Origin of the sequence: Winogradskyella algicola (assembly GCF_005869935.1) — a bacterium.
GTDB lineage: Bacteria > Bacteroidota > Bacteroidia > Flavobacteriales > Flavobacteriaceae > Winogradskyella > Winogradskyella algicola.
Map to the genome: position 1 here is coordinate 1 of NZ_SZQF01000010.1, position 23,581 is coordinate 23,581.

Annotated in this window: 22 protein-coding genes and 1 pseudogene; 5 read left to right on the forward strand and 18 right to left on the reverse strand. The window is 32.6% G+C overall.

All coding sequences use genetic code 11. From position 1 onward, the window contains the following. Positions 1-323 precede the first annotated feature (323 nt). Positions 324-773 carry a hypothetical protein gene (locus FC091_RS14115; RefSeq protein WP_138434903.1) on the forward strand — a complete coding sequence of 150 codons (450 nt, stop codon included), beginning with the start codon at positions 324-326 and terminating at the stop codon, positions 771-773. 93 nt (positions 774-866) lie between these two features. Here the strand turns inward: FC091_RS14115 and FC091_RS15245 are convergent, their stop codons facing one another. From FC091_RS15245 to FC091_RS14150, 8 genes are all read right to left on the reverse strand, one after another. Continuing rightward, positions 867-1,043: a hypothetical protein gene (locus FC091_RS15245; RefSeq protein ID WP_171032529.1), complete on the reverse strand. Its 177-nt coding sequence runs from the start codon at positions 1,041-1,043 to the stop codon at positions 867-869. Positions 1,044-1,076: 33 nt separating this feature from the next. Further along, the gene (locus FC091_RS14120) at positions 1,077-1,409 is read right to left on the reverse strand and encodes a cupin domain-containing protein (RefSeq protein WP_138434904.1); all 333 of its coding nucleotides are present in this window, start codon (positions 1,407-1,409) and stop codon (positions 1,077-1,079) included. A 456-nt stretch (positions 1,410-1,865) separates the two neighbouring features. Beyond that, positions 1,866-2,111: a hypothetical protein gene (locus tag FC091_RS14125; protein WP_138434905.1), complete on the reverse strand. Its 246-nt coding sequence runs from the start codon at positions 2,109-2,111 to the stop codon at positions 1,866-1,868. 97 nt (positions 2,112-2,208) lie between these two features. Further along, positions 2,209-2,769 carry a helix-turn-helix domain-containing protein gene (locus FC091_RS14130; RefSeq protein WP_138434906.1) on the reverse strand — a complete coding sequence of 187 codons (561 nt, stop codon included), beginning with the start codon at positions 2,767-2,769 and terminating at the stop codon, positions 2,209-2,211. Between the two features lie 103 nt (positions 2,770-2,872). Continuing rightward, positions 2,873-3,115: a cold-shock protein gene (locus FC091_RS14135; RefSeq protein ID WP_317128746.1), complete on the reverse strand. Its 243-nt coding sequence runs from the start codon at positions 3,113-3,115 to the stop codon at positions 2,873-2,875. Positions 3,116-3,143: 28 nt separating this feature from the next. After that, positions 3,144-4,007, reverse strand: coding sequence for a sigma-70 family RNA polymerase sigma factor (locus FC091_RS14140; RefSeq protein ID WP_138434907.1), 864 nt, complete (start codon positions 4,005-4,007; stop codon positions 3,144-3,146). A gap of 566 nt (positions 4,008-4,573) precedes the next feature. Continuing rightward, positions 4,574-5,164: an NAD(P)H-dependent oxidoreductase gene (locus FC091_RS14145; protein WP_138434908.1), complete on the reverse strand. Its 591-nt coding sequence runs from the start codon at positions 5,162-5,164 to the stop codon at positions 4,574-4,576. A 14-nt stretch (positions 5,165-5,178) separates the two neighbouring features. After that, entirely contained in the window at positions 5,179-6,075 is an 897-nt protein-coding gene (locus tag FC091_RS14150; protein ID WP_138434909.1) for a nuclear transport factor 2 family protein, read from the reverse strand. Between the two features lie 145 nt (positions 6,076-6,220). Between FC091_RS14150 and FC091_RS14155 the strand changes: the two genes are divergently transcribed. From FC091_RS14155 to FC091_RS14165, 3 genes are all read left to right on the forward strand, one after another. Then, the gene (locus tag FC091_RS14155; protein WP_138434910.1) at positions 6,221-6,655 is read left to right on the forward strand and encodes a winged helix-turn-helix transcriptional regulator; all 435 of its coding nucleotides are present in this window, start codon (positions 6,221-6,223) and stop codon (positions 6,653-6,655) included. 359 nt (positions 6,656-7,014) lie between these two features. Further along, positions 7,015-7,431 carry a carboxypeptidase-like regulatory domain-containing protein gene (locus FC091_RS14160; protein ID WP_138434911.1) on the forward strand — a complete coding sequence of 139 codons (417 nt, stop codon included), beginning with the start codon at positions 7,015-7,017 and terminating at the stop codon, positions 7,429-7,431. A gap of 9 nt (positions 7,432-7,440) precedes the next feature. After that, entirely contained in the window at positions 7,441-8,463 is a 1,023-nt protein-coding gene (locus FC091_RS14165) for a transglutaminase domain-containing protein (protein ID WP_138434912.1), read from the forward strand. Here the strand turns inward: FC091_RS14165 and FC091_RS14170 are convergent, their stop codons facing one another. The 7 genes from FC091_RS14170 to FC091_RS14200 all read right to left on the reverse strand — a co-directional run bounded on the left by FC091_RS14170 (position 8,464) and on the right by FC091_RS14200 (position 15,152). Then, positions 8,464-9,303 carry a pseudouridine synthase gene (locus FC091_RS14170; RefSeq protein ID WP_138434913.1) on the reverse strand — a complete coding sequence of 280 codons (840 nt, stop codon included), beginning with the start codon at positions 9,301-9,303 and terminating at the stop codon, positions 8,464-8,466. It abuts the gene before it with no gap. A 38-nt stretch (positions 9,304-9,341) separates the two neighbouring features. Next, positions 9,342-10,292, reverse strand: a complete 951-nt coding sequence (locus tag FC091_RS14175) for a carbon-nitrogen hydrolase family protein (protein ID WP_138434914.1) — start codon at positions 10,290-10,292, stop codon at positions 9,342-9,344. Between the two features lies 1 nt (position 10,293). Next, entirely contained in the window at positions 10,294-11,196 is a 903-nt protein-coding gene (locus FC091_RS14180) for a geranylgeranylglycerol-phosphate geranylgeranyltransferase (RefSeq protein ID WP_138434915.1), read from the reverse strand. A 66-nt stretch (positions 11,197-11,262) separates the two neighbouring features. Then, complete coding sequence (locus tag FC091_RS14185) at positions 11,263-12,192, reverse strand: mevalonate kinase family protein (protein WP_138434916.1); 930 nt, start codon at positions 12,190-12,192, stop codon at positions 11,263-11,265. 78 nt (positions 12,193-12,270) lie between these two features. Then, positions 12,271-13,398 (reverse strand): diphosphomevalonate/mevalonate 3,5-bisphosphate decarboxylase family protein, encoded by a 1,128-nt coding sequence (locus FC091_RS14190; protein ID WP_138434917.1) that lies wholly within the window; start codon positions 13,396-13,398, stop codon positions 12,271-12,273. Positions 13,399-13,401: 3 nt separating this feature from the next. Beyond that, a complete protein-coding gene (locus FC091_RS14195; RefSeq protein ID WP_138434918.1) occupies positions 13,402-13,938 on the reverse strand; it encodes a DUF1697 domain-containing protein in 537 nt (178 codons plus the stop codon). Further along, positions 13,935-15,152, reverse strand: coding sequence for a BaiN/RdsA family NAD(P)/FAD-dependent oxidoreductase (locus tag FC091_RS14200; protein WP_138434919.1), 1,218 nt, complete (start codon positions 15,150-15,152; stop codon positions 13,935-13,937). The genes FC091_RS14195 and FC091_RS14200 overlap by 4 nt, the downstream gene beginning before the upstream one ends. A gap of 85 nt (positions 15,153-15,237) precedes the next feature. Between FC091_RS14200 and FC091_RS14205 the strand changes: the two genes are divergently transcribed. Then, complete coding sequence (locus tag FC091_RS14205) at positions 15,238-16,047, forward strand: SdiA-regulated/phytase-like domain-containing protein (RefSeq protein WP_138435009.1); 810 nt, start codon at positions 15,238-15,240, stop codon at positions 16,045-16,047. Here FC091_RS14205 and ppk1 read toward each other — a convergent pair. The 3 genes and pseudogenes from ppk1 to FC091_RS14225 form a co-directional block, all read right to left on the reverse strand. Next, positions 16,039-18,053 (reverse strand): annotated as a pseudogene (gene ppk1, locus FC091_RS14215) (polyphosphate kinase 1). The gene FC091_RS14205 and the pseudogene ppk1 overlap by 9 nt on opposite strands. Positions 18,054-18,116: 63 nt before the next feature. Next, positions 18,117-21,833: a metallophosphoesterase gene (locus FC091_RS14220; RefSeq protein ID WP_138434922.1), complete on the reverse strand. Its 3,717-nt coding sequence runs from the start codon at positions 21,831-21,833 to the stop codon at positions 18,117-18,119. 39 nt (positions 21,834-21,872) lie between these two features. Further along, positions 21,873-23,435, reverse strand: coding sequence for a protein adenylyltransferase SelO (locus FC091_RS14225; RefSeq protein WP_138434923.1), 1,563 nt, complete (start codon positions 23,433-23,435; stop codon positions 21,873-21,875). Between the last annotated feature and the right edge of the window lie 146 nt (positions 23,436-23,581).

The following is a 23,581-nucleotide window of genomic DNA, read 5'->3' on the forward strand; positions in this document are numbered from 1 at the left end:
AGTAGAAAAGAGAGGGGATTATCATTGTTGTCGAAGTTACAGCTTCACCGTGTATACTAATCTTAATCCTCTCTTTTGTGCTTTCTGGTTAATCTTCTAAATATAATGGATTGTAAACTTAAGACGTGTATAGCTCATTGCTATTCAGTTGCTTAAACCAAAGTTAAGGCGTATTTGGAAAGTCGCCAAATTTTTAAATTTGACGATTTCCAACAAAAAAGATAAATAGTAAAATTTAAAAATCTGGCTTGTGGCTCAACCGAAAATAATCGCTAATTTGCACGCAACGAGCCATACACAAGACCGTTAGCCATAATTTAAAAATGAACGCAGATTCTCGCCTAAAATTTCCACTTATAGAATTATCTGAATGGATTTTCGAAAAGGAAAAAGTATTTTTTGAAATACTCGAATCTGAAATTGGAGAAATTCATCACGTGAAAGAATCGCAAATTGAAAAACATTTTGAAAGAGAAATAGTTGATGGAAATGGATTTTTGGTAACTGTTTCGAATCCTAAAATTGTGGAAAGGAAGAAAAGTTTTCTTTCATCAATATTTGAACCAAGAAGTAAAGTAACGTTTGAATTCAAAAATTCTGGAAAAAAAATTGATCTCGAAACTCTAAAAAAAAGAATACTATCAAAATCGAACCAAATATTTCATATAACCCATAATAAGATAATGTCTGAATCTGATTTCAGAAAAGAAGTTGAACAATCCGAAAATTATGAAAAGTTAATTTCGGTTGCGACATTTCTTAAGTATTTATAAAAACTAATTCAACAACAAGTCTATATGAGAAGATATACGCTACTTTTCATATACAACCATGTTACCCAACATTTCCAAAAAACTGTTTAAAATTTAATCTTTAGTACTATATAATTTGATTTCTCTTTCAAAGTAAACTTTTTCTTTTTCATCTGGCTGATCTAACACATCACAATAATAAACTTTACGAGCAAAAACCCTAACCTTTAAAGGAGTTGTTGGATTAACTTTCGCACAAACTATGTCACCAGATTTAAATTTATTTTCCATAATAATTTTTAAACTTTATTTTTTGCGTATTTTCTAATCGTTCTTAATTGTAGTACAAATCATTTTAAACGGTTGGTTGGCCTCAATTGAACTGTTAACCGTACCTGGTATAAGAATTGAATCACCTTTTTGCATAAAAGTTGAATTGTTGTTAATTACAACTTCAGCTTTACCTTCGATTATATAAATAAATCTTGAGAACGGTGACTTTTTATATATTTGAACTTTTCCGAAATCAAAGAGCATTACTTGAATAACACACGTATTTCTAACCAATATATTTTTAACTACAATATTATTAGAAATATATTGTACTATTTCAGACAGGTTAAATGTAACGTTTTCCTCAAACTCACCATTTTTCATCTTCCTTTTCTATTCTGAATGTTTTTTTAAATTTCTCTTCAAAATTTTGGCTGCTCTTTTTTCTTTGGCAGTTTTAGCAGCTGGAGTTTTTCCGTTTTTTTGTTTCCCTTTTTCCTCTCTAGACATTGTTTTTAATTATTTAATGTGTTCGCCTTAAGTTAATATAAATACCTTTTATTATGTTATAATAAAAACTAAATAAGTTACATACATCACAGATTGTCTTAGTGGTACAAATTCAAAAAGCAGACTAATCAGTCTGCTTTTTAATGCCAAATAAACTTATTACTTGGACTTCCCTAATTGATTAATAACATTACAAATATCGTTATCAATTACAATAATTTCGTTATATAATAAATACCTTTATTTATAGATATTACGGATTTTAATAATTAAAAAAAAGAACAGGTTATAAATAAACTGCTATTTAAATAAATTTTGACATTAATTAAATTAGATTGCTTTTGAAACTGTTGCATAGTTTGATTTTAAAATCCCAACCACTTCATTACGGTCTTTATCTAACTTGTTTTCTAAACGCTTTATCAAATCTAACTCTTTACCACTCTCAAATTTTACATCTTCTGATGTAAGTTTAGGAAATTTTGCTTTTAATGCTTTGGATTGCTTGTCCCAATCACCACTAAATTTAAATAACTCACTAGACTTTCTCTCACCTTCTTTGTTCTTGGTTTCCATAATATTGTATTTAACCTAATGCGTATTTGCATTATTACAAAGATGAGGACTTATGTCTTAATGCCTGTTACAAAAGTGGCTTATAAGATTACACATTTTACAGATTCTCTAGATTACGTTTTCTTTTTTCACCTATCTTTTTGTAGTAAGAAGCTGTATGACCTGTCACTTTTTTAAATTGATTAGATAAATGTGCTGTACTGCTATAATTCAGTTTATAAGCAATTTCGGTGAGATTAAGTTCGTTATATAGAATCAACTCTTTCGCTCTTTCAATTTTATGCTTAATAATGAAATGTTGAATAGTGATTCCTTTAACTTCAGAAAAAAGATTAGATAAATATGTATAATCATAGTCCAATTTTTCTGTTATATAATCTGAATAATTAGTTTTTGGCATTTCATCCGAATAATGAATCATTTCTATAATCACGTTTTTTATCTTATCAACCAGAATACTTTTTTTATCATCTAATAATTCCAAACCTGACACAGCTAAGTTTGATTTGAGTTCTTGTTTTTGAGATTCAGAAATGTCCTCACTTATTTCAATCATACCAAGTTCGACAGTTATATAATGTAATCCAAGTTTCTCTAATTCATGTTTTACCATAAGTTTGCACCTTAAACTTACCATGTACTTGATATATAATTTCATTATACTATAACTTTACAATCTTAATTTCTTTTATATCATTTAGGTTGATTATATAAGAAAACTATCTATTTAGATGGTTTTTTTCCTTTTAGACTTATGTAAATTAAACTACACTTACTCTTATAGCACTTAAGCCTTTTTCGCCTTTTTCCACATCAAACGTTACATTGTCATTCTCTTTTATTTGATCTATGAGATTTGATGTATGAACAAATATTTCTTCTTCAGAGTCTTTTACTGTAATAAAACCAAACCCTTTGGCATTGTTAAAAAATTTTACTGTACCTTCTTTCATAATAGTTACTTTATTAGTATTCATTAATTTATTTATAAATCTTTTTATCATAATTTCTTGTTTTAATTAATAATTGTTGTTATCCCAAATATTTTATTAATAGATGAGACTTATTTGATTTTTTGATTTTTAAAATTGCAGACTCTTTGATTTGTCTAACTCGTTCTCGTGTTATTCCAAATAATTGAGCTATTTCCACTAAGGTCATTGCCGATTCAAAACCTATACCATAATGAAGCTTAATGATGTCTGATTCTCTTTCTGATAGAGAATTCAATACAGCTACTAAGTCTGTATGTAGCGAGTCTAATAATAACACATTATCTGGTGGAGGATACATATCTGTAATAATAATATTTTGCATATTAATATCTGTTTCAGGAGATAAAGGTGCGTCTATAGAAACACCATATGCTGAACTCTTAATGCAAATATCAACCTCTTCAACAGATACTTCAATAATTTTAGAAATTTCGTATGAAGTTGGTTTACGACCTTGTTTTTGTTCAAAAAAAGTTACTGCTTTTTTTATTTTGTTAATAACGCCTATCTTATTTAGTGGCAACCTAACCATTCTTGAGTTTTCTGATAAAGATTGCACTATACCTTGTCTAATCCACCACACAGCATAAGATATAAATTTAAATCCACGAGTTTCATCAAATCGCTTAGCAGCTTTTAACAAACCTAAATTGCCTTCATTTATTAAATCTGGAAGTGATAAACCCTTATTTTGATATTGTTTTGCAACTGATACTACAAATCTTAAATTAGCTCTTGTGAGTTCATCTAAAGCACGTTTATTACCTGCTTTGATTTGTATTGCTAACTCAACTTCTCTCTCTAATGATATTAAGCTAATTTTACTAATATCATTTAAGTATTTATTAAGTGATTCTTCATTTCTAATTGTAATTTGCTCAGTTATTTTTAGTGATTTCATTTAAAACAAGGTTTTATTGAATCGTCCGAATAATAATGAGCCACCATTTTCAAAGGAACTTTCTGTTATGAAAAACATAAATTAACCTAGTAACAAAATCTGGTTAGGAAGGGAAGTTATAGGTAAATATTATGCAATCTGTGTAAAGAAACGTCTTATTAATGGATTAATATGAGTATATCACTTTTATTTTCAGAAAATATCAAGACGTACAAATTAAATTTAAGCAAACTCAAATATTTTAGGTTCAAAAATGATGAGTTTTAAGCACTGTGGTAAACGTTTCAAAAATACAGTATTGAACGTATAAGATCTAATATTAAACCGATTTAGAAACTGAAATAAACGTTGGGTAACACCGTGTATAATTCATTGCTGGTTATAGCCTATTTACGAAAGTCCTCGCGGATTTTCTATTCGGTTTTTATTTGCTAAATTAGTTGCTTAAACACGTAACGAAATCATACACAAACACGTTGTGTGCAATTTGACCAAAAATTTCGGATAAAAAAATCACAAGAACCTAGACCCTTGTGATTTTGTATTTTAATCAAACGATATCTTAACTACTCTTTAAAATTAATCTCAAGATGTGATTCTAGCCTTTTGAAATCATTATCAATATTTGGATTTTTCATTACATCAAAGCAAGCGAAAGTTGGCAATGGTCGCATACCAAAAAACTTGAAATTCATATGCTGTGCAAAGTATAAATCATCCACCGATTTACCTGCAAATAGAAATTCGTTTTTGTCGTTAAAAGACTCTTCTGGAGCATTGAAAGTTAATGACAGCATATATTTGGTGTCTTGCATTAATCCACCAGCCCCATAATTTTTCTTTGGTTTTTCTGCTGTTCTTCCATCATTCTGGCTCATTTTACCAAACATACCAGCGGTGTAAACTTCATCCATATATTTCTTGAAAATCCAAGGAAAACCCATCCAATTGGTAGGTGATTGTAAAACAACGACATCTGCCCAAGTATGTTTATCCACTTCTTCATCTGTATTCCATTCGTCTTTCATTGTAGTAGTTTTAATTTCGTAGCCAATACTTTTTAGATAGTTTCCAATACGCTTGGCGATTTCTTTATTCAATTCACCTTTGGCAAAAGGATATTCTTGATGTGCATTTATAATAAGTGCTTTTTTCATAATTATTTTCGTTTTTAAAATCCAAACATTCCATTATCATTCGCTAAATTTTCGGTAGGAATCTCTTGTATAACGTCCCAATGCTCTACGGCTTTACCATTTTCAAAACGTAATAAATCGTAAAATACATTTGTAGTTCCATTCCAGTTTCCTTCACTCACGGTGAGTACAAAATTACCTTCACCTAATACTTTGTGGATTTTAGTGTATTGAAACATATTATTCTGCGAAGTGAGGTACTGAACAGCTTCCACTATTCCATTTAATCCATCTTTAATGGCAGGATTGTGTTGGTCGTATTGCTCGGCACTGATGTAATCGGTAATTTTATTCGGATTTTTGCCCATTAAAATATCTTCTACCATAGATTTTGCCAAGGATTTGTTCGCTTCGGTTTTGTCTAAATCTACAATATCAGTTGCACCATCTACTTGAGTTCTTCCGCTTGCTGTTTGTGCTACAAAAGGTTGCAGGGCATCCCAATGTTCGGCTATTTTACCATTCTCATCAAATCGTAAAATATCGAAAGACACCATTTTATCTGCACCAAAAGGCTTGGCACCTGTCCATAATTGATGTAGCACTACAAAATTTCCGTCTTCGATGACACGAACTGCTTCGGCTTTGGTTCCATTTTCTTTTAGCATAGGAAACAGTTGAATAAAAGGTTCTAATCCTGTGGGAAGAAATGGATTGTGTTGAATGTAATCTGGATTGGCTAGTGCTCTTACTTTATCTACATCTTGCGAGGTTACGGCTTGTACAAAAGCCACAGCGGTTTCTTTTTTGTTCATTTTTAATGTTTTTGAATTAGAAGTTTGTGTTGATTTGTCGCTATTTGAATTTGTTTTAGTTGAATTACAACTTGCAAATACACTTGCGAACATTACTACCATTAATACTTTTTTCATTTAGTGCGTTTATATATTACTTGCATAACACAAGCAAAATTATAACAATACTTTTATTATGCAAGTAATATTTTAAATAAATTGCAAAGTGCAAGTGAAAATTATATTTTGTTATCTTTGTGCGTTTTAAGAGGAATAAAAGAGAATGGAAACAAAATTTAGATGCAATTGCCCTTTTACTTCGGCTTTAGATATTCTAGGCGATAAATGGATGTTGGTGATTGTGAAGCAAATCTTAATGGAAAACAAACAGACCTTTAAGGACTTTACAGAAAGTGATGAAGGAATTGCGACCAACATACTGACCACAAAATTGAAACAGCTTGAAGCGTTTGGAATTATTACTAAAACAAAACTTCCAAACAATAATAAATCGAACATCTATCTTTTAACCGAGAAAGGTTTGGCAATGACACCAATTATTGTTGAATTGGGAATTTGGAGCGACAATCATCTAAGAGACTTTAATCCAACTATTGTAAATAAAGGTGGTATAGAATTATTAAGACGGGATAAAGCAGAATTTACTAGAGTTATAGAACAACAGTACCGAGAAAAACTGGCTACAACAAAGAACTGAGTTAAAAAGCAAGTAATTTCACGCTAATTTTGAAACAAAGTTCTCGTCATATGGCAATCCTGATTTTCCTTTCGGAAAATCCTCGCGCTGAATTAATGCCATTAATTTTTAGGTAAATTAGTCGCTAAACCAACGTAACGTAATCATACACGAGACCGTTACACACATTCAGCGAAAAGCTGAACAAACTGGCTTACTTATCAAATTTTTTAGACTATTAAGAGGTTTTGCTGTTTAACACAAATACTACTCCCTCACCATAATTGGCACTTTACTCAACCGAACACATTAATAACTCAGGCGTATTTTATATCTTTAACCAAACGCCTTAATTTAGTGGTAAACAAAACTTAGATATTATGAAAACACAAACAGTTACACAGAACAAGACATTCAAAACTTTTGGTTTTGCATTGATTTTAATGATGAGCTTATTTACGTTTAATACCGCTTTTAGTCAAACTACAGAAGTTACACAAGAGCGTACCATAAAAGGACTCGTATCTAACGAAGATGGTCCATTACCAGGTGCTAACATTACATTAGATGGCACAATAGTTGGTGCTGTAACAGATGATGAAGGTAAGTTTACCTTTCCTAAAAAATTAAAAACTGGAGATGTATTGGTGTTTAGCTATCTTGGTTACGAAACCCAAAAGGTATCAATTACAGACAAAACAAGCTTTATTACTTTAGAACTTACACCAGATATGGTAGAAATGATTGGTGCTATAGACACTAATAAACCCTACAAATCTAAACGCAAAAAGAATTAAATTTAAGCTTTGCAGAAGACATCTTTATTACTATTACTGCTTTTTTTAAGTTTATGTAGGCTTAATGCTCAAATCTCGGATTTTGATCCTATAAATTTTAAAAAAGCAGATAGTATTGCCTTAAGTTTAAAAGGTGAAAACCTTACAAATCTACCTGAACTTTCTTTTAAACTTACCAATACACTAAATACAGATGCGGAAAAGTTTAGAGCGATTTACAGATGGGTTTGCGACAATATTGCTAATGATTATTCGCTCTATCTAAAAAACGACAGACAGCGACAACGTTATAAAGACGATAGCCTAAAGCTTGATACCTGGAACACAAAATTTAGAACTAAGCTTTTTAGTAGGCTGCTTAAGAAAAAACGAACTATTTGCACAGGTTATGCCTATTTGGTAAAAAGCTTAGCCGATTTTGCCAATCTTGAGTGTGAGATTGTGCAAGGTTTTGGGCGTGTAAGTACCACAAATATTGAAACTTTAGATTTACCCAATCACTCATGGAATGTCGTAAACCTCAATAGCAAATGGTATCTGTGCGATCCTACTTGGGCTAGTGGTATTCCCAACCCAAAGACCAATAAATTTAGTTTTCAGTATAACGATGGCTTCTTTTTGGCAAACCCAAAGCTATTTGCTGTAAATCACTTTCCTATAGATAAACGTTGGTGGCTATTAGATGATAGTGAAATTCCTTCATTTGATACTTTTTTAAAAGCGCCAGTGTTGTATGGCAATGCCTATAAATATCTAGAGCTACATAATGCTCCTCAGCAAATGCATCATACTATTAAGCCATATGAAAAAGTAATTTTTAAATATCAGTTAAAAGACCATACAAATGCCAAGGGTGTAAAACTTGGTTTTGACAACGGTTTTAGCACATGGAAAGACCAACCTACTTCAATTTCTATTAAGGATAAATCTCTAGAATTTGAGCATCAGTTTAACCAAACAGGATTTTATGATGTGCATCTGTATATTGATGATGATTTAATTTCTACGTATACTATAGAGGTTAAAAGATGATTACAACATCTTTAAGGTGTTAATCTCTTGTTCGGTAAGATGCTTCCAATGTCCGCGCGGAATATCTTTTTTGGTTAAGTGCCCAATTGCTACACAATCTATCTTTACCAAATCATATTTAAGCGTTTCAAAAATGGTTCTAAGTATTGAGTTTCCAGTGTTTTTAATCTTAATACCAATATTGTTTTTTGGTTCTCCTTCAATATAACTTATCTCTTCAACCGTGATTAAATTGCCATCTACATTAAAACCTTCTTGAATCTTTTTTAAGTCTTCATACTTCAAATTTCTATCCAACTCTACCTGAAACAAGCGTGCTACACCATTTTTAGAATTGGTAAACTTTTGTACTACTTTGTCATCATTGGTAAACAGTAAAAGACCAAGCGAATTTCTGCCCAAACGTCCTATTGGTCTAATGTTAGCATTGGTTGCATTAGCTACTAGATCCATAACTGTTCTACCTTTGCTTTCTGCTGTAGTTGTGGCGAACCCTTTAGGCTTATTAAGTAATACATAGACTTTAGGTTCTGGCGCAATACGCTGTCCATCAAATCGTACATCGTCTGTACGCTTTACTTTGTAACCCATTTCGGTTATTACTTTTCCGTTTACAGTTACCAAGCCAATGGCAATATTTTCATCGGCTTCTCTACGCGAACAAATACCAGAATTGGCTATGTATTTGTTTAAGCGTATTTCGTCTGGATTTGATGCTGTTTTTGGTTTTGATTTCTTTTTGAAAGGAGCATTACCTCTTGCAAAACTTTTAGATTTGCTGTTAGCCTGTCCTCTTCCTGAAGTTTTCCCTCTTCCTTTGCTATCTTGATGTCTGCTCATATTAAAATTTTTGGCAAAGGTATGATATTAGTTAATACTTACGACTTTATTTCTACAGTTGTTTGTCGTTCTCTATTCACTATAAGTTTTGTAACATCTGGTCTGGAGTAATGTCCTACAGGATCGAAATTCTGACGTTCTTTAAGTACACGATTAAAATCAATAGATTGAATAATTAAGCCCTCAGTATTCAAAACAGGTTCTACGAGCCATTCGCCATCCGGACCTGCAATACAACTACCACCATTTGTTAAAGTGTCTGGTGCGTTTTTTAAAATTTTATCTAAATGCGGTGTATCTTTTGGGAAGTCGGTTCGGGACATTAAACTTGAGACGGAAACAACAAAAGACCTAGATTCTCGTGCAATAAAACGTGTAATGTCTTTGGTATTATGGTCACTTCCTGGCCAGACTGCAATATGTAAATTTTCTCCTTGACCGTACAATGCTGTCCTTGGCAGTGGCATCCAGTTTTCCCAACAATTTAAACCACCAACCGTAAAAGCTTTTAAAGGATGAACCTGCAAACCGTTACCGTCACCAGGCGCCCAAGTTAAACGCTCATCATACGTTGGTTGTAGTTTTCTATGTGTAGATTTTATTTCTCCATGTTCATTAATATAAACCAATGATGCATAAATACTATGTCCGCCTCTATCCAATGGTCGCTCAATTATACCCAAATAAATGGCTATACTATTGTCTTTTGCTAACTGACAGACTGTATTTAATTCACCTTTTTCAATACAAATGGAATTATTTACATAATGTGCATGTAATTCTTTATTAACATCTGTGTTCCATTCTGCGCCACCTGTTAATGCTAACCAAAAAGGATAACCTGGTAGTAAAGCTTCACCAAAGACTATGAGTTCACATTTTTCTTCTGCAGCCTCTTTAATTGAGGCTTCAATCTTTTTAATAGTAGCTCTTTTATCTAACCATACAGGTGATATTTGTGCCATGGCAATCTTTAGTTTGGAATTCATTCTATAAACGATTTAATACAACTGAAACATCTATTAACAAAATGGAAAATACACCTGCAACTATAATAAACTTCAAAATATTATGAAGTATTAAATAGTGTATTCTTTTATTAGATTTCCATAGAATAAGTAGAAAAAACAGGAGTAACATTACACTTAAATAAAAGAAATAATACATATGTCCTATTTTGAAGAACAGTGTTATTACAACGCCTGATATAATGGTTAGAATAACCAAAACAGTAAGCATTAATTTGGAAGTTTTTTCACCATAAACTACAGGAACCGTTTTATAATCTAGAGCTAAATCACCTTTGATATTCTCTAAGTCCTTCGTCAACTCACGCATGGATACCAAGAGAAATAAAAAAATTGCGTGCGCAAAAATTACCAATTCAAAATTTTTGTAATAAATAAAAATGGCGAAAAATGGAGTTACAGTTAATATGGCTGATACTAAGTTACCTGTCATTGGCTGTTTTTTGAATTTGTGCGAATACAACCAAATCGCAAAAATATAAAGTGCAAAAAATAGCACAGCCTTAAATGAAACATAACTTGCAAAAACCACTGCTAAAAAATTCAACACAAAGTAAAATGACAGCTTTGTATTTTGACTTACCAAGCGATCTAGCATTGTTTTTCTAGGTCTATTGATTAAATCTTTTTCTGAGTCATAAAAGTTATTAATGATATAACCTGCAGCTATGGTAGCTGAGGACGCTAAAACCAACATTAGCAAGTTAACATCAAATAAAACTTGCTTTAAAGGCTTATCGGGTGCAAAAATGTAAATTGATGCTAAGTATTGTGCGATAACTACAACCAAAATATTGTAACCACGCACTACCGAAAACAGGCTGAAAAATTTTAACAGAATATGTTTCTGCTGTCTTGTTAGCATATAGATAAATTAAAAAACCTCACAAATTACTAGAATCTGTGAGGCTTAAATGTAATATTTTTAGTTTTAAAAGTTGTAAACAACTTCTAATTTCTGACCTTGTAAGGCTTCTTTAGCTCTTTCTATATCTTCTGTGAAACCTAAGATGTAGCCACCACCACCAGAACCACAAAGTTTAAGGTAGTAGTCATTAGTTTCGATACCTTTTTTCCATAACTCATGGAATTGATTTGGTATCATAGGCTTAAAATTATTCAGTACAATTTTAGAGAGCTGTTTTGTATTTCTGAACAATGATTTAATGTCTCCTTTTAAGAAATCATCAACACACGCATCTGTGTGCTTTATAAATTGCTCTTTTAGCATACTACGGAATCCTTCATTCTTCATGTTTTCCATAAAAATGCTAACCATAGGTGCTGTTTCTCCAACAATACCACTATCTAGTAAAAACACAGCTCCTTTGCCTTCTGTGCTTTGAGATGGTATGCCTGTAGCCTCAATATTATCTTTAGAGTTAATTAGTATTGGTAAACTCAAGTAACTATTTAAAGGATCTAAACCAGATGATTTTCCGTGGAAGAATGATTCCATTTCAGAAAAAATAGCTTTCAACTTTAATAGTTTTTCGCGTGTAAGGTTTTCTAATACGGTAATTTTTTCGGTAGCATACTTATCATAAATTGCAGCTACTAAAGCTCCACTACTACCTACTCCATAGCCTTGTGGTATGGATGAGTCGAAGTACATACCAGCCTCTACGTCTTCCTTTAGCTTTTCAGTATCAAAAGACACTAAATCTTCATCTAAACTTTCTAGATAAGATGCAAAGCGTTTTAAACTTTCGTTGGACTTGAGAGCCTCTTCGGATGGATTTTCATCAACCTTTAAAGCTCCATTATAAAAATTATAAGGTATAGATAAACCCTTAGAATCTTTAATGATTCCATACTCACCAAAGAGTAGAATTTTTGAGTAGAAAAGAGGTCCTTTCATATTGGTATTAAACAATTTCTTTTAACAAATATACGTATAAATCTACTATTTAGTTTGCAATCAACACTTAAGCCTAAGTTAATTTTTAATTAACTGCGCACCTTTACCTACAAAATCTGTAATAAAATGACCGTTTTGGCAAAATGTAGATAATTCATTCTTTATAAACTTTAGCACGCTTTCTTTTTCATTTTCAGGATATAAAACGTGTACATTGGCGCCTGCATCTAAGGTAAAACAAACATTAGAACTATTCTCCGATCTGTACTTCCAAAGTTTGCTTATTATTTCTAACGTGTTGGGCTTCATTAAAATGAAGTAAGGCATACTGGTCATCATCATAGCATGAAGGGTTAAAGCCTCACTCTCAACTATTTTAACGAAAGTTTGTAAATCACCTGATGCTAAAACGCTTTTGAGTTTAGCCAAATTATCATGCGCTTGGTTAAAACGTTGCTCTGCATAAGGATGACCAAACATTAATTTATGACCAACTGTACTGCTCACCTGCTTTTCGCCTTTATCTACTAAAAGTATAGTGTCTTGATAATTTTTGAAATTAGGATGTACTTCACCATCAAATTTAATGCCGTACAGATCTGAACTTTCTGTGCTTTCATTTTGTCCCCAAACTACCAACTCACCTTCAATACTTCTACATGCACTACCAGAACCTAATCTGGCCAGAAAGGATGCTTTTCTTTTAAAGTAGTTTTTTTCAGAAGACCTTTCGACTGCGCTCAAGGTGACATCTTCCCTTAATTTTTGTTCAATACTCATTAAGCACAATGCCAAAGCACTCATACCTGATGCGGAAGATGCAATACCTGAGCTATGTGGAAAGGTATTAGAGGTCTCAATTTTGAAATGATAATCTCTTAAAAATGGTACATATGCTTCAATACGCTCAAAAAATGTTTGAATTTTTGGTTTGAAGGCTTCATTCTTTTCTCCTTCGAAATACACATCAAAACTAAAATCTGATGACACCTTGAGCGCAGTTGAAAAGTCTTTTTTAGTGTAGGTAAGCTCGGTAATAGTCTTGCAATTAGAAAGCGTAAAGCTTATTGATGGGTTTTCTGGAATTTGATTTTCCTTCTTTCCCCAATATTTCACCAATGCTATATTACTTGGAGACTCCCATTTTACTGAGCCACTTTCTATGTGAGCGTTATAATTTTTAAGAATAAAATCTTCGACTATCATAATCTAATTTTCTGCCGACAAAGATAGCAACTTTAGCATTGTTTTGTAGTTTCTTGCTGTGGCATTGACATTTAGTTTTCTTTCAAAATAAATGAGACTGAATTTTGCATTGCCGTAACCCTTGTCTGAATAGAAATAAATGCAATCATTTATAATTTTATATTCTTCTTTCTCATAGACTTTTTCGTAAGCTTTTTGCACTAAATTTTCTTGTGGCAAATGAGATAATATTGCAAAATAACTGCTTAATTTTTTGGCTTCGGGAAAGGGACAATCGTCAAATATTTTTTGTAATTGCTGCCTTGTTCTTACTATTACAGAAACTTCAAAACCAAAATAGTCGACAATTAAATTTTGAAGAGAATTTTCTATCTTTTGGGCATCAGGTTCTGCAACTTTAAAAATCACATTACCACTTTGTATATAGGTTTTTACATTAGAAAAACCATTATTGGTTAGCAGATCTCTCAACTCAGCCATTGGCACTTTTCTGTGTCCGCCAACGTTAATCCCTCTTAGTAAAGCTACATATGTTTTCATGTATTTGCTATTGATTGGGATACAATATAGGCTCCCGTCCAAGCATTCTGAAAGTTAAACCCTCCTGTTACCGCATCTACATTAATAACCTCTCCTGCAAAAAATAAATTAGGTATTAACTTACTTTCAAACGTTTTAAAGTTTACTTCTTTTAAGTCTACTCCACCTGCTGTAACAAATTCTTCTTTAAAGGTACTTTTGCCTGTTACCTGAAAAACTGCTTGTGTTAACTGCGCTGCTAGTGCACTCAGCTGCTCTTTATTGAGATCTGCCCAACGTTCGTTCTCAGAAATATTTGAAGCTAAGACTAGTTTCCTCCACAGTCGCTTTGGTAAATCGAACTGCGCAGTGCCACAAATCTGTTTCTTGGCTAATTCTTGTTTTAAATCTTTTAATTGATTTATACAATTTTCAAAATCTTGTTTTATAAAGTTGATTTCTATTTCAAAATTATAATTAAGCTTTGCTAGTTCTACAGCTCCATAAGCCGATAATTTCAAGATTGCTGGTGCACTCATGCCTACGTGTGTTATAAGTAAAGGCCCTTCTGAAAAAAGATCTGTTCCTAAAACTTTCACTTCTACATTTTGTGCCACAACACCTGGTATATCTTTTATGCGTTTGTCTTTTATATCAAAGGTAAATAGTGATGGCACTGGCGGAACAATGGTATGACCCATATCTTCCAATAGCTTCCATACTTTTGGGTTGCTTCCTGTGGCCAAAACTATCTTTTTGACCTCAATGTCTCCTTGCAATGTGTTAACCGTAAATCCGTTATCAACTGGTTTTATTGATTTTACAGAATGATTATAGAACACCTCAACCTTATGCTTTTTAGCTTCAAACAAAAAGCAATCTATTATGGTTTGAGAAGAGTCGGAGATTGGAAACATTCTGCCATCCTCCTCTATCTTCAATTCTACACCACGCTCTTCAAACCAAGCAATGGTATCACCTGTCATAAAAGTATGAAATGGACCAAGCAATTCCTTTTCGCCTCTTGGATAATTTTGCACCAACTCTGAAGGTATAAACTCTGCATATGTAACATTGCAACGTCCACCACCTGAAATTTTCACCTTTTGCAGACCTTCCTTACCACGCTCTAAAATTGCAACTGATAATTCAGGATGTTTTTCCGCTATGTTTATTGCAGCAAAAAATCCGGCTGCACCTCCACCAATAACAATTATGTCTTTCTGTGCGTTCAAAAATTATGATTTAAGAAGATTTTATGAGTAAATCTTTGTTAAAATTAACTCCTATAGTTATTCTTAACCTATGAAAATATTTACAATGATACACTTTAAAAGATTAATATTAATAACGCTGATTGCGGTTTCTTGTCAATCTGCTGGTCAACTTAAAATAGAAGGTAGCATTAATAATTCTATAAAAGAGGCTTCTGCTGCAGAAACCACACCTCAGTCGGATTTAATTTGGACTATTGAAGACTCTGGAAATGACAGTGACTTATTCGGATTAGACTCTAGTGGGAAAATTGTAAAAAAAGTAGCAATAACTAATGCCAGCAATATTGATTGGGAAGATTTAACTTCAGATAAGGAAGGTAATATTTACATTGGTGACTTTGGAAACAACAATGAAAAGCGAAAGCATTTTAGGATTTTAAAAATAAATCACAACGACTTAGATAACGATACTGCTGAAGCTGAAATTATTGACTTTACTGTACCTAAAAAGAAGTATTCTAAAGACTTTGAAGCATTCTTTTTGCATAATAATTCATTCTATATTTTTAGTAAAGAAACGAAGAAATTCATCACCTTAAAAGTACCTAACTCACCAGGCAAACATGAAGCCGTGTTAAGATCTGATTTTAATTTAGATGGTAAAAACAATAAAATTACTGCTGCCGACATTAGTGATGACGGTAAAAGTATTTTGCTTTTAAATCACGATAAAGTTTGGAAAATCACTAACTTTAAAAATGATGATTTCTTCTCTGGTAATATCGAAGCGTTACCATTTGATCATAACTCGCAAAAAGAGGGTGTTTGTTTTAAAGACAGTACTTCAATCTATATTACAGACGAACGTAATGGTGGTGAAGGTGGTAATATTTACACTTTTAAATTAAACTAAGGAGGAGATCTTTTCCTCTAGAAATGTCTTAAAGTCTAATTGAGCGTTAATAGGTGATTTTCCTTTGCTTTGGTATTTGTTGATTTGTTTCCTATCTATAACTCTGGCTTTAGTATTATCATGCCATTGTAAATCTAAGCAAGTTAAGATTGTGTTGCGGATTTCATCGTCTTCAATTGGCACTATGACCTCTACACGTCTGTCTAAATTGCGCTCCATACAATCTGCTGAGCCAACAAACAGGTTGTTTTCCTCGTTGTTTCCAAAGAAATATACTCTAGCATGCTCTAAATATTTACCAACCACACTTATTACTTCTATGTTTTCGCTCAAACCGTCAACACCAGGAATAAGACAACAAATACCTCTTACTATTAATTGAATTTTACACCTGCATTTGATGCCTCATATAACCGCTGAATAGTTGCTTTGTCTTCTAAACTGTTCATTTTAAAAAACAGAAAACCTTCTCCTCCTTGTTTAGAAATTTCAATTTCTTTATCTATAAGATTAAAAAGTGTAGATCTTGTTACAAAAGGTGACATCCAAATTTTGGATAATTCAGGCTTGTAAGACGTATCTTTAAGAAATTTAAAGACCTCGTTTAAATCGTTGGTAATAGATTGCTTCGATGTTAACAACCCAAAGTCCGCATAAACTGTAGCACTTTTTTCATTAAAGTTACCTGTACCAATATACGCTATAGCTGATGTTTTTAACTGAATTCTTAATATTTTAGAATGTACTTTTAAATTTGACATGCTATATAGCACCTGTGCACCAAGATGCTCTAGTTTACGTCCCCATTCAATATTGTTTTCTTCATCAAACCTAGCTTTAGCTTCAACAAAAACAGTAACCTTTTTACCGTTTTCTAAACACGTTAATAAGCGCTGTGCCACAGCAGAATCATTAGAAATTCTATAGAGTGTAATGGCTATTTCCGTTACATCTTCCCTTACAGCAGCCTCATCTAACAGATTTAAAATAGGATTGTAGCTATGATAAGGAAAGCACAATAATTCATCTTTATTTAACAGGTGATTTATGATACTTTTAATGTTGGCTAATGCATGATGCCTTAATTGCTTGTTTGAAGCTCCCTGTATTCTACCTTCTATTTCTGGAAAATTAAAAAAATCACTAAAATTATGAAAGCGTCCACCTGGCATTAAATCTGTTTTTTTGAGACCTAAAGCTTTTCTTATAATTTTTAAATCTTCTTTAGGGATTGCCGCATCATATAGTATACGTGTTGGCAATCCGGATTTACGCTGTATTAAACTTTTTTCTATAAGTTCTACCAATTCTGCGTCATCGTCCTCGTTATAATACAACTCGCCATCTCTGGTTATTTTAATACTATAAAGGTCATTAGTTTTAGCATTTGGAATTAAGACCGAAATATTAGCTCTAATTACTTCATCTAAGAATGTAATGAATGTTGTTTTGCCTTCATTTTTAAAAACAATAAATCGCTCATAATCATCAGTTGGTATATTAATTAAGTAAGGTTCTGTAGTTTTTACGTAAAAGAAGAGCGCCTTATCTTGAACAAATGAAATATCTAAATCTTTGTTTAATGGATAAATTTTGAGCTTTGGTTTTATATTATTCTGAAATTCTTTTTGAGCAAAAAGTTTTTGTTCTGAACTAAACTGAGAAACGTCTATTAGCTTTACATTATCACTTTCTAAATCTACCAATATTTTATTTTTAAAGATACTCCCAAATTGCTGTTGCAATACATCTACTTTTTTCTGTATTGCTTTTAAGACTTTTTTAGGCTTTGTCTTTTTACGAATTGGAGACTTTTTTTTCAGCGCTCTAAAGTTCCGTAATTTTGAAACACGCACTCTGTAAAATTCGTCTAAATTAGAAGAAAAAATGGCTAAAAACTTAAGCCGTTCGTTGAGCGAATTAGAATTATCTTTGGCTTCTTGAAGCACTCTCTCATTAAAAGAAAGCCAGCTTAAATCTCTATTAAAGTATTTTATATCAGACATTTTGCAAAATTAATTGCTTAAGCTAAAAATGAAGTTATTAAAATATTATGTTATTACTAAGTCTTAAAAATTAAGCCCAAAACCAAAAGAAAATCTTAAACCGTCCTCACCAGTAAAGAAGTTAAACGTACCTGCTACAGACTCTGCTGCTGCTACCCAAAATCCTCCACCATAAGAGTTATGCCATTTTCTAGAATTGTCATTTTTCACCCATACTCTACCCACATCGACACCTGAAAAAACACCGATTTGCATAGGGAACCAACCTGTTTTAAAAGTATTAAAACTATAACGTAAATCTGCGTTAGTAACTAAAGAGTTTTTACCGGTAAATCGTTCTGTACGGTAACCTCTTAGTCCGGCACCACCATCTCCAATATTTGCACCTTGATAAAATAAAAAGTCATCTCCAAAACGCAATTGCGTTCTAATATCTGTCTTAAGAACCAGTTTTCTGTTAACACTTAAAGCGTTATAGAATCCTAAATGTGCATTAACATAGCCAAAAATGTTATTAAACTCTTCTATTTCTGTTTTTGCACCTGCAACAATATTAAAGTCCATTCCTCTTGAGGTAGCAATTTCGTCATCTGCACTGTGGTAATCATACTCAGTTTCTAGTGCTGTAAAAAAGCGTCTTTTGTAGAAATCTTCATTCGTAGCAGGAATAAAATCTGTAATAAATCTGTTTTCTGTAGCATCTAGTTCTATGCCTTCAAAAACTGCTCTAAAACCATACTCACTACCATAACCAGAGTTTTTAACAGCTCCTACATTCACACCAAAAATACTTGTCTTAACACGATTATAATCTAAGTCTAAATCATCATCATTGTTTACCGTTTCGTTTCCAATCCCAAAGAAGTTATTTGTAAAGTTGGCACTTGTAAATACACCACCTAACTTTAGATTCCACTGACCAAAAATATTAGCAAATTGCCCATTATATCTTAAATCGAAACCTTTGGTAGCGAAATAATAACCTGATCTAAATTTATGCTGCTGTGAAAATGGGTTACGCTCAAACCCTTTTTTTGTTTTTGTTAAGCTAATACCAACTTTAAATCCATCATCAGGATTAAAACCAACACTTGGTGTTACAACACTAGTTTTCTGTATAAACTTTTGGAAATCGTAAAGATTAGACGTGTAATTATCAGTAAACTTAAGCTGTCCACCCTTGTTAACTTCAACTGTATTCTTTTTAGATTTATGGTCGTATACCTTTATACGTCTACCATTATTAATTTTATAAATATCATTGCCTTGCCCACCAATTATGCGTGTATAAATTAAGTTATTAGCCTTACCGTTAACTTCAATAATATCGTCGTCATCTAGGGCATAAACCCAAATTTCTTTAGTAACATCTCTATGATATGTTCTGTCTACAATTACATCTGCTTTTTCGCCACCTTTATTTCGCCATATTTGAACTCTCGTTTCTTTATCTGCAGTTCTTGTAATTTCAATAAAATCATCCTTATCAGTAGCTGTTAAAATCACTAACTCATCTAAATAATTTGCATAGCGTGTTGCTATATCCTTTAGATTATCACGTCTTCCTTTTAGTTTAGTTTTAATATCTTCTATAACCTCATCCTGAATCGCTTCTGGTAAATTAGAAAATGCCTCTTCAATAACCTCATCTGTTATCCCGTTTTGAAGTAACTGAGCCTGCTCTAACCAAACTGACTTATCGGATTGTTTTATTAGTGCTTTATCTAACTTATGACCTGCACTATTCATCCATTTTATATCTTTTAGTTCTGCATCATAGACCTGAAGCTGATTGGTTGCACTAGATATTGTTCTGCCAATATCTAACAAAGTACCATCAAAATTTGAAAACACCTGATCTCTATCTCTGGGTATAGCTCTATATAATTTATCACCATTAGGTTGATCAAATTGTGCCCAGCGCCATTGATCTTGGTGTCGATCCCAGTCTCCAATAAGCATATCAAAAAGACGTGCTCTTACAAAGGCTTTTTCATCTATTTTATATTCTTCGTCTTTTCTTATTTTTTCAATAATATCGTGTGTGCTCTCAATGTCATCAGCATATCCAAAATTTTTATCATTGGTATAATTATCTTCTGGGCGTTCTTCTATCATATATAATTCGCCACCATACTCATCATTATATTTACCTAAATGCTTATGTTTTGGTATGTAATATAATTTAGGGTTAGTATGTAATACTTGAGCTGCATCTGATAATTTTGGAATGGCTAAAAACGCATAAGGATGCGCTGCTGTGTAAAAATCTAAAATGAGATCTTCTACAATGGTTTCGTCAAATTCATTTTCAACAAAATTATCTTTAAATACTACAGTCTGTATGTATTGTGTAGCACTCTTTCTAAGTGCGCGCATGTTTAATTCTCTACCGTCTTTTAACTTTAGTCTTAAAGAACGGGTTTGATGTCCTCCTCCTTTACGTACAACCTCCAAACCTCCATACAGCGTATCTAAAGTGGCTACTTTTGCTGTAATTTTTTTGCTGTAAACATCTCTATAATTTTCTCCCCAAATGGCTTCAAAAAAACCAGATTTATCTGTTTCTTCTTTAGAATAAATAGAAACTTCTACTGTGTTTGGGAAGCTATCTGGCAATGTTGAAGTATCAAAATCTGGCTTATTTGGTTCAATAATTTGTTTTTGGTATAGAACGTTTGGTTCACCATTTTCTGCTCCAAAAATTTGCACCCATGAACTTCCATCTTTATAAACAACCAACTTTGCAAAACCTTGCTTACCATAAGAAAACAGACCATTATCGCTTAATGTAGCATAAGATTCCTTAGCACCAGATCCAGACACTATCTGCTTTATTCTACCTTCTTCAATATATTGTAGCGTATGCTCATGACCAGATACAAATACTAATTTTGGGCTATCTACGGCCAAGGTTTCTAATCGTTTCATTAATTCATTATAACGCTCGTTATAACGGTCTTGAATAGACACACCTCCTTGAGTTCTAATTTGTGCAACTATAGTTGCCAAACCTGGCACAGGTATTTTCTTTTGCCCAGGAAACAAATGTTTTGAAGCTGCAAATTGGCCGCCATGCACTCCATTGGTATACATAGGATGATGCATTGCAAATACAATAGTTTTGTTTTGCGCTTTTTTTAGTTCGCCTTCTACTTCGAGAAAAAAACGTTCTCGTGTTTTTATTTCGCACTCATCATTTATTCCTGGGTTGTTGTTCCAGTTTTCTAAGTACCATTGCGTATCTATAATGATTAGTTGAACGGTTTCACTAACATCAATACTCTCTAAAGGACAACCATTTTCTGGTTGAAAAGTGTTTTTACCCAAAGCATCTTCTATATATTTTTCTTGTCGCTTTACTCCCTTTAAACCATCTGCATACCAATCGTGATTTCCTGGTATAAAAATAGTTTTTCCATTAAATTCGTTAACTGCTCCTACCTGTGCGTTAAGTGCATTTTCTGCATCTGCTCTATCTTTATGATCCTTTTTAAGCAAGCCAGCAGGATAAATATTATCACCTAAGTATAGTGTATAATCTTCTTTTGAATTTTTTTGAGTTTGAAGATGTTTTTTAAATGCCATTAAAGCATCTGAGTAACCACCCATTGGTGATTTTCCTGCATCACCAACTAAATAAAATACGTTATCTATTGGTTTATTAGGTAAACTTTGAATTATAAAATCCTCCTCAGCATACTGTGCCTTGTATGTAGCACAAGCATGACTTAAAAGTATTAAAACTAGGATTGTAATTCTTTTGTATATATGTTTCATGTATATCATTATATCTAAAAAAATAAACTCATTCTAAGGCTAAGAACTACAAGACAACATAGAGCATCCTACTTTATGCCTTGCCCATTCTGGTCTCTTGGCGAACCATTTCTCGTATTCTGGTTGGTTGTTATATGGATTTTTCAACATTTTAAACAAGTCGTCAATTAAATCATAATCTCCTACATTGGCCTTATCTATTGCCAACTGTGCCATATAATTTCTAAGTACGTATTTAGGATTTACAGCATTCATTTTTAATTGTCGCTCGGAATCTGTTAATGATTCTGAATTTAATCTTTTATCGTATGTATTAAACCATACTTCCCATTTTTTTTTCTTGTCTTCCTTTATTTCTTGTGGATTGTAAAAGGCATCTTTAACGGTTTTTATTCCCTCATCAACACTACCTTTCTCATAATTAGATAATAAACGATAAAACATCGTCATGTCCGTTTCTGAAAGTAAAAGGCAATCTTCTAAATCTTCAATTAATTGTTTATCACCTTCAGTTTTGATATCTAATCCCAATTTTAAACGCATCATTTCTAAAAATTCAACTTCAAAATCTTTTTGATATTGATTTAGAATTGTTTCAAACGGTTCCGCCTCTTCAACTAGAGGGTACAAAGCATTGGCAAGTTGTAGTAAATTCCAAAGTGCAATATTGGGCTGATTACCATAACGATAACGCTTATGCTCTCTGTCTGTAGTGTTTGGTGTCCAGCCAAAATCAAAACCTTCTAACCAGCCATAAGGTCCATAGTCTATTGTTAATCCTAAAATTGACATATTATCAGTATTCATTACGCCGTGTACAAAACCGACACGTTGCCAATGAATAATCATTTCTAAAGTCTTATCTGTAACCGCTTTAAAAAATTTAATATAATTTGCTTTTGATGGTAAACCTAGCTCTGGATAAAAATGCTTTATAGTGTAATCTGTAAGCTTTTTAAGATTTTCTGTATCGTTTCTAGAAGCAAATAATTCAAAATTACCAAAACGAATAAATGTTGGTGCCACTCTACAAACAATAGCCCCTTTTTCGTAAGCTGCATTACCATTATAAAGCATATCTCTTAAAACGTCATCTCCAGAAAGCATAAGACTTAATGCTCTTGTTGTTGGCACTCCCAAATGATACATTGCCTCGCTACACAAATACTCTCTCACCGAAGATCTTAAAACTGCCAAGCCGTCGCCTTGCCGAGAATAGGGTGTTTCTCCTGCTCCTTTAAGCTGTAATGCCCAACGTTTTGTGTTGTGCTCTATCTCAAACAAATTAATGCCTCTACCATCTCCCAATTGTCCTGCCCAATTACCAAACTGGTGACCTGCATAAGCCATAGCATATGGTTGTGTATCTTGATAGATTTTAGTTCCAGAAAAAATATTTAAAAATTCATTAGAAGTAACTTCTTCAGCATTAACTCCTAAATTTTTGCACATTTCTTGTGATGCATGAATTAGCTTTGGTGATGACGGTACTCTGGGTTTCACATAAGAGTACATGGCACCAAATACTTTTCTTCTGGTATTACTTAAATTAGTACCAGAAGGTAATTCTTTATTAAAAGTATCTGCAATTTTTAATTTCATATAGACGATAAGAAGACACTTAAGCCTGAAATGTAATGTTGGTTGTTACGACTTATTATAATATCTCAGTATAAAAATACAACTTAGCAAGCACTAACCGCACTAATTAAATGTTAAGTCTTGTAATTTTCGTAATTTAGACCTAA

What these genes read in the sequence shown, in the direction of transcription:
- FC091_RS14115 (WP_138434903.1), top strand. Translation starts at nt 324, where the DNA reads ATGAACGCAGATTCTCGCCTAAAATTTCCACTTATAGAATTATCTGAA.
- FC091_RS15245 (WP_171032529.1), bottom strand. Translation starts at nt 1,043, where the DNA reads ATGGAAAATAAATTTAAATCTGGTGACATAGTTTGTGCGAAAGTTAAT.
- FC091_RS14120 (WP_138434904.1), bottom strand. Translation starts at nt 1,409, where the DNA reads ATGAAAAATGGTGAGTTTGAGGAAAACGTTACATTTAACCTGTCTGAA.
- FC091_RS14125 (WP_138434905.1), bottom strand. Translation starts at nt 2,111, where the DNA reads ATGGAAACCAAGAACAAAGAAGGTGAGAGAAAGTCTAGTGAGTTATTT.
- FC091_RS14130 (WP_138434906.1), bottom strand. Translation starts at nt 2,769, where the DNA reads ATGAAATTATATATCAAGTACATGGTAAGTTTAAGGTGCAAACTTATG.
- FC091_RS14135 (WP_317128746.1), bottom strand. Translation starts at nt 3,115, where the DNA reads ATGATAAAAAGATTTATAAATAAATTAATGAATACTAATAAAGTAACT.
- FC091_RS14140 (WP_138434907.1), bottom strand. Translation starts at nt 4,007, where the DNA reads ATGAAATCACTAAAAATAACTGAGCAAATTACAATTAGAAATGAAGAA.
- FC091_RS14145 (WP_138434908.1), bottom strand. Translation starts at nt 5,164, where the DNA reads ATGAAAAAAGCACTTATTATAAATGCACATCAAGAATATCCTTTTGCC.
- FC091_RS14150 (WP_138434909.1), bottom strand. Translation starts at nt 6,075, where the DNA reads ATGAAAAAAGTATTAATGGTAGTAATGTTCGCAAGTGTATTTGCAAGT.
- FC091_RS14155 (WP_138434910.1), top strand. Translation starts at nt 6,221, where the DNA reads ATGGAAACAAAATTTAGATGCAATTGCCCTTTTACTTCGGCTTTAGAT.
- FC091_RS14160 (WP_138434911.1), top strand. Translation starts at nt 7,015, where the DNA reads ATGAAAACACAAACAGTTACACAGAACAAGACATTCAAAACTTTTGGT.
- FC091_RS14170 (WP_138434913.1), bottom strand. Translation starts at nt 9,303, where the DNA reads ATGAGCAGACATCAAGATAGCAAAGGAAGAGGGAAAACTTCAGGAAGA.
- FC091_RS14175 (WP_138434914.1), bottom strand. Translation starts at nt 10,292, where the DNA reads ATGAATTCCAAACTAAAGATTGCCATGGCACAAATATCACCTGTATGG.
- FC091_RS14180 (WP_138434915.1), bottom strand. Translation starts at nt 11,196, where the DNA reads ATGCTAACAAGACAGCAGAAACATATTCTGTTAAAATTTTTCAGCCTG.
- FC091_RS14185 (WP_138434916.1), bottom strand. Translation starts at nt 12,192, where the DNA reads ATGAAAGGACCTCTTTTCTACTCAAAAATTCTACTCTTTGGTGAGTAT.
- FC091_RS14190 (WP_138434917.1), bottom strand. Translation starts at nt 13,398, where the DNA reads ATGATAGTCGAAGATTTTATTCTTAAAAATTATAACGCTCACATAGAA.
- FC091_RS14195 (WP_138434918.1), bottom strand. Translation starts at nt 13,938, where the DNA reads ATGAAAACATATGTAGCTTTACTAAGAGGGATTAACGTTGGCGGACAC.
- FC091_RS14205 (WP_138435009.1), top strand. Translation starts at nt 15,238, where the DNA reads ATGATACACTTTAAAAGATTAATATTAATAACGCTGATTGCGGTTTCT.
- FC091_RS14220 (WP_138434922.1), bottom strand. Translation starts at nt 21,833, where the DNA reads ATGAAACATATATACAAAAGAATTACAATCCTAGTTTTAATACTTTTA.
- FC091_RS14225 (WP_138434923.1), bottom strand. Translation starts at nt 23,435, where the DNA reads ATGAAATTAAAAATTGCAGATACTTTTAATAAAGAATTACCTTCTGGT.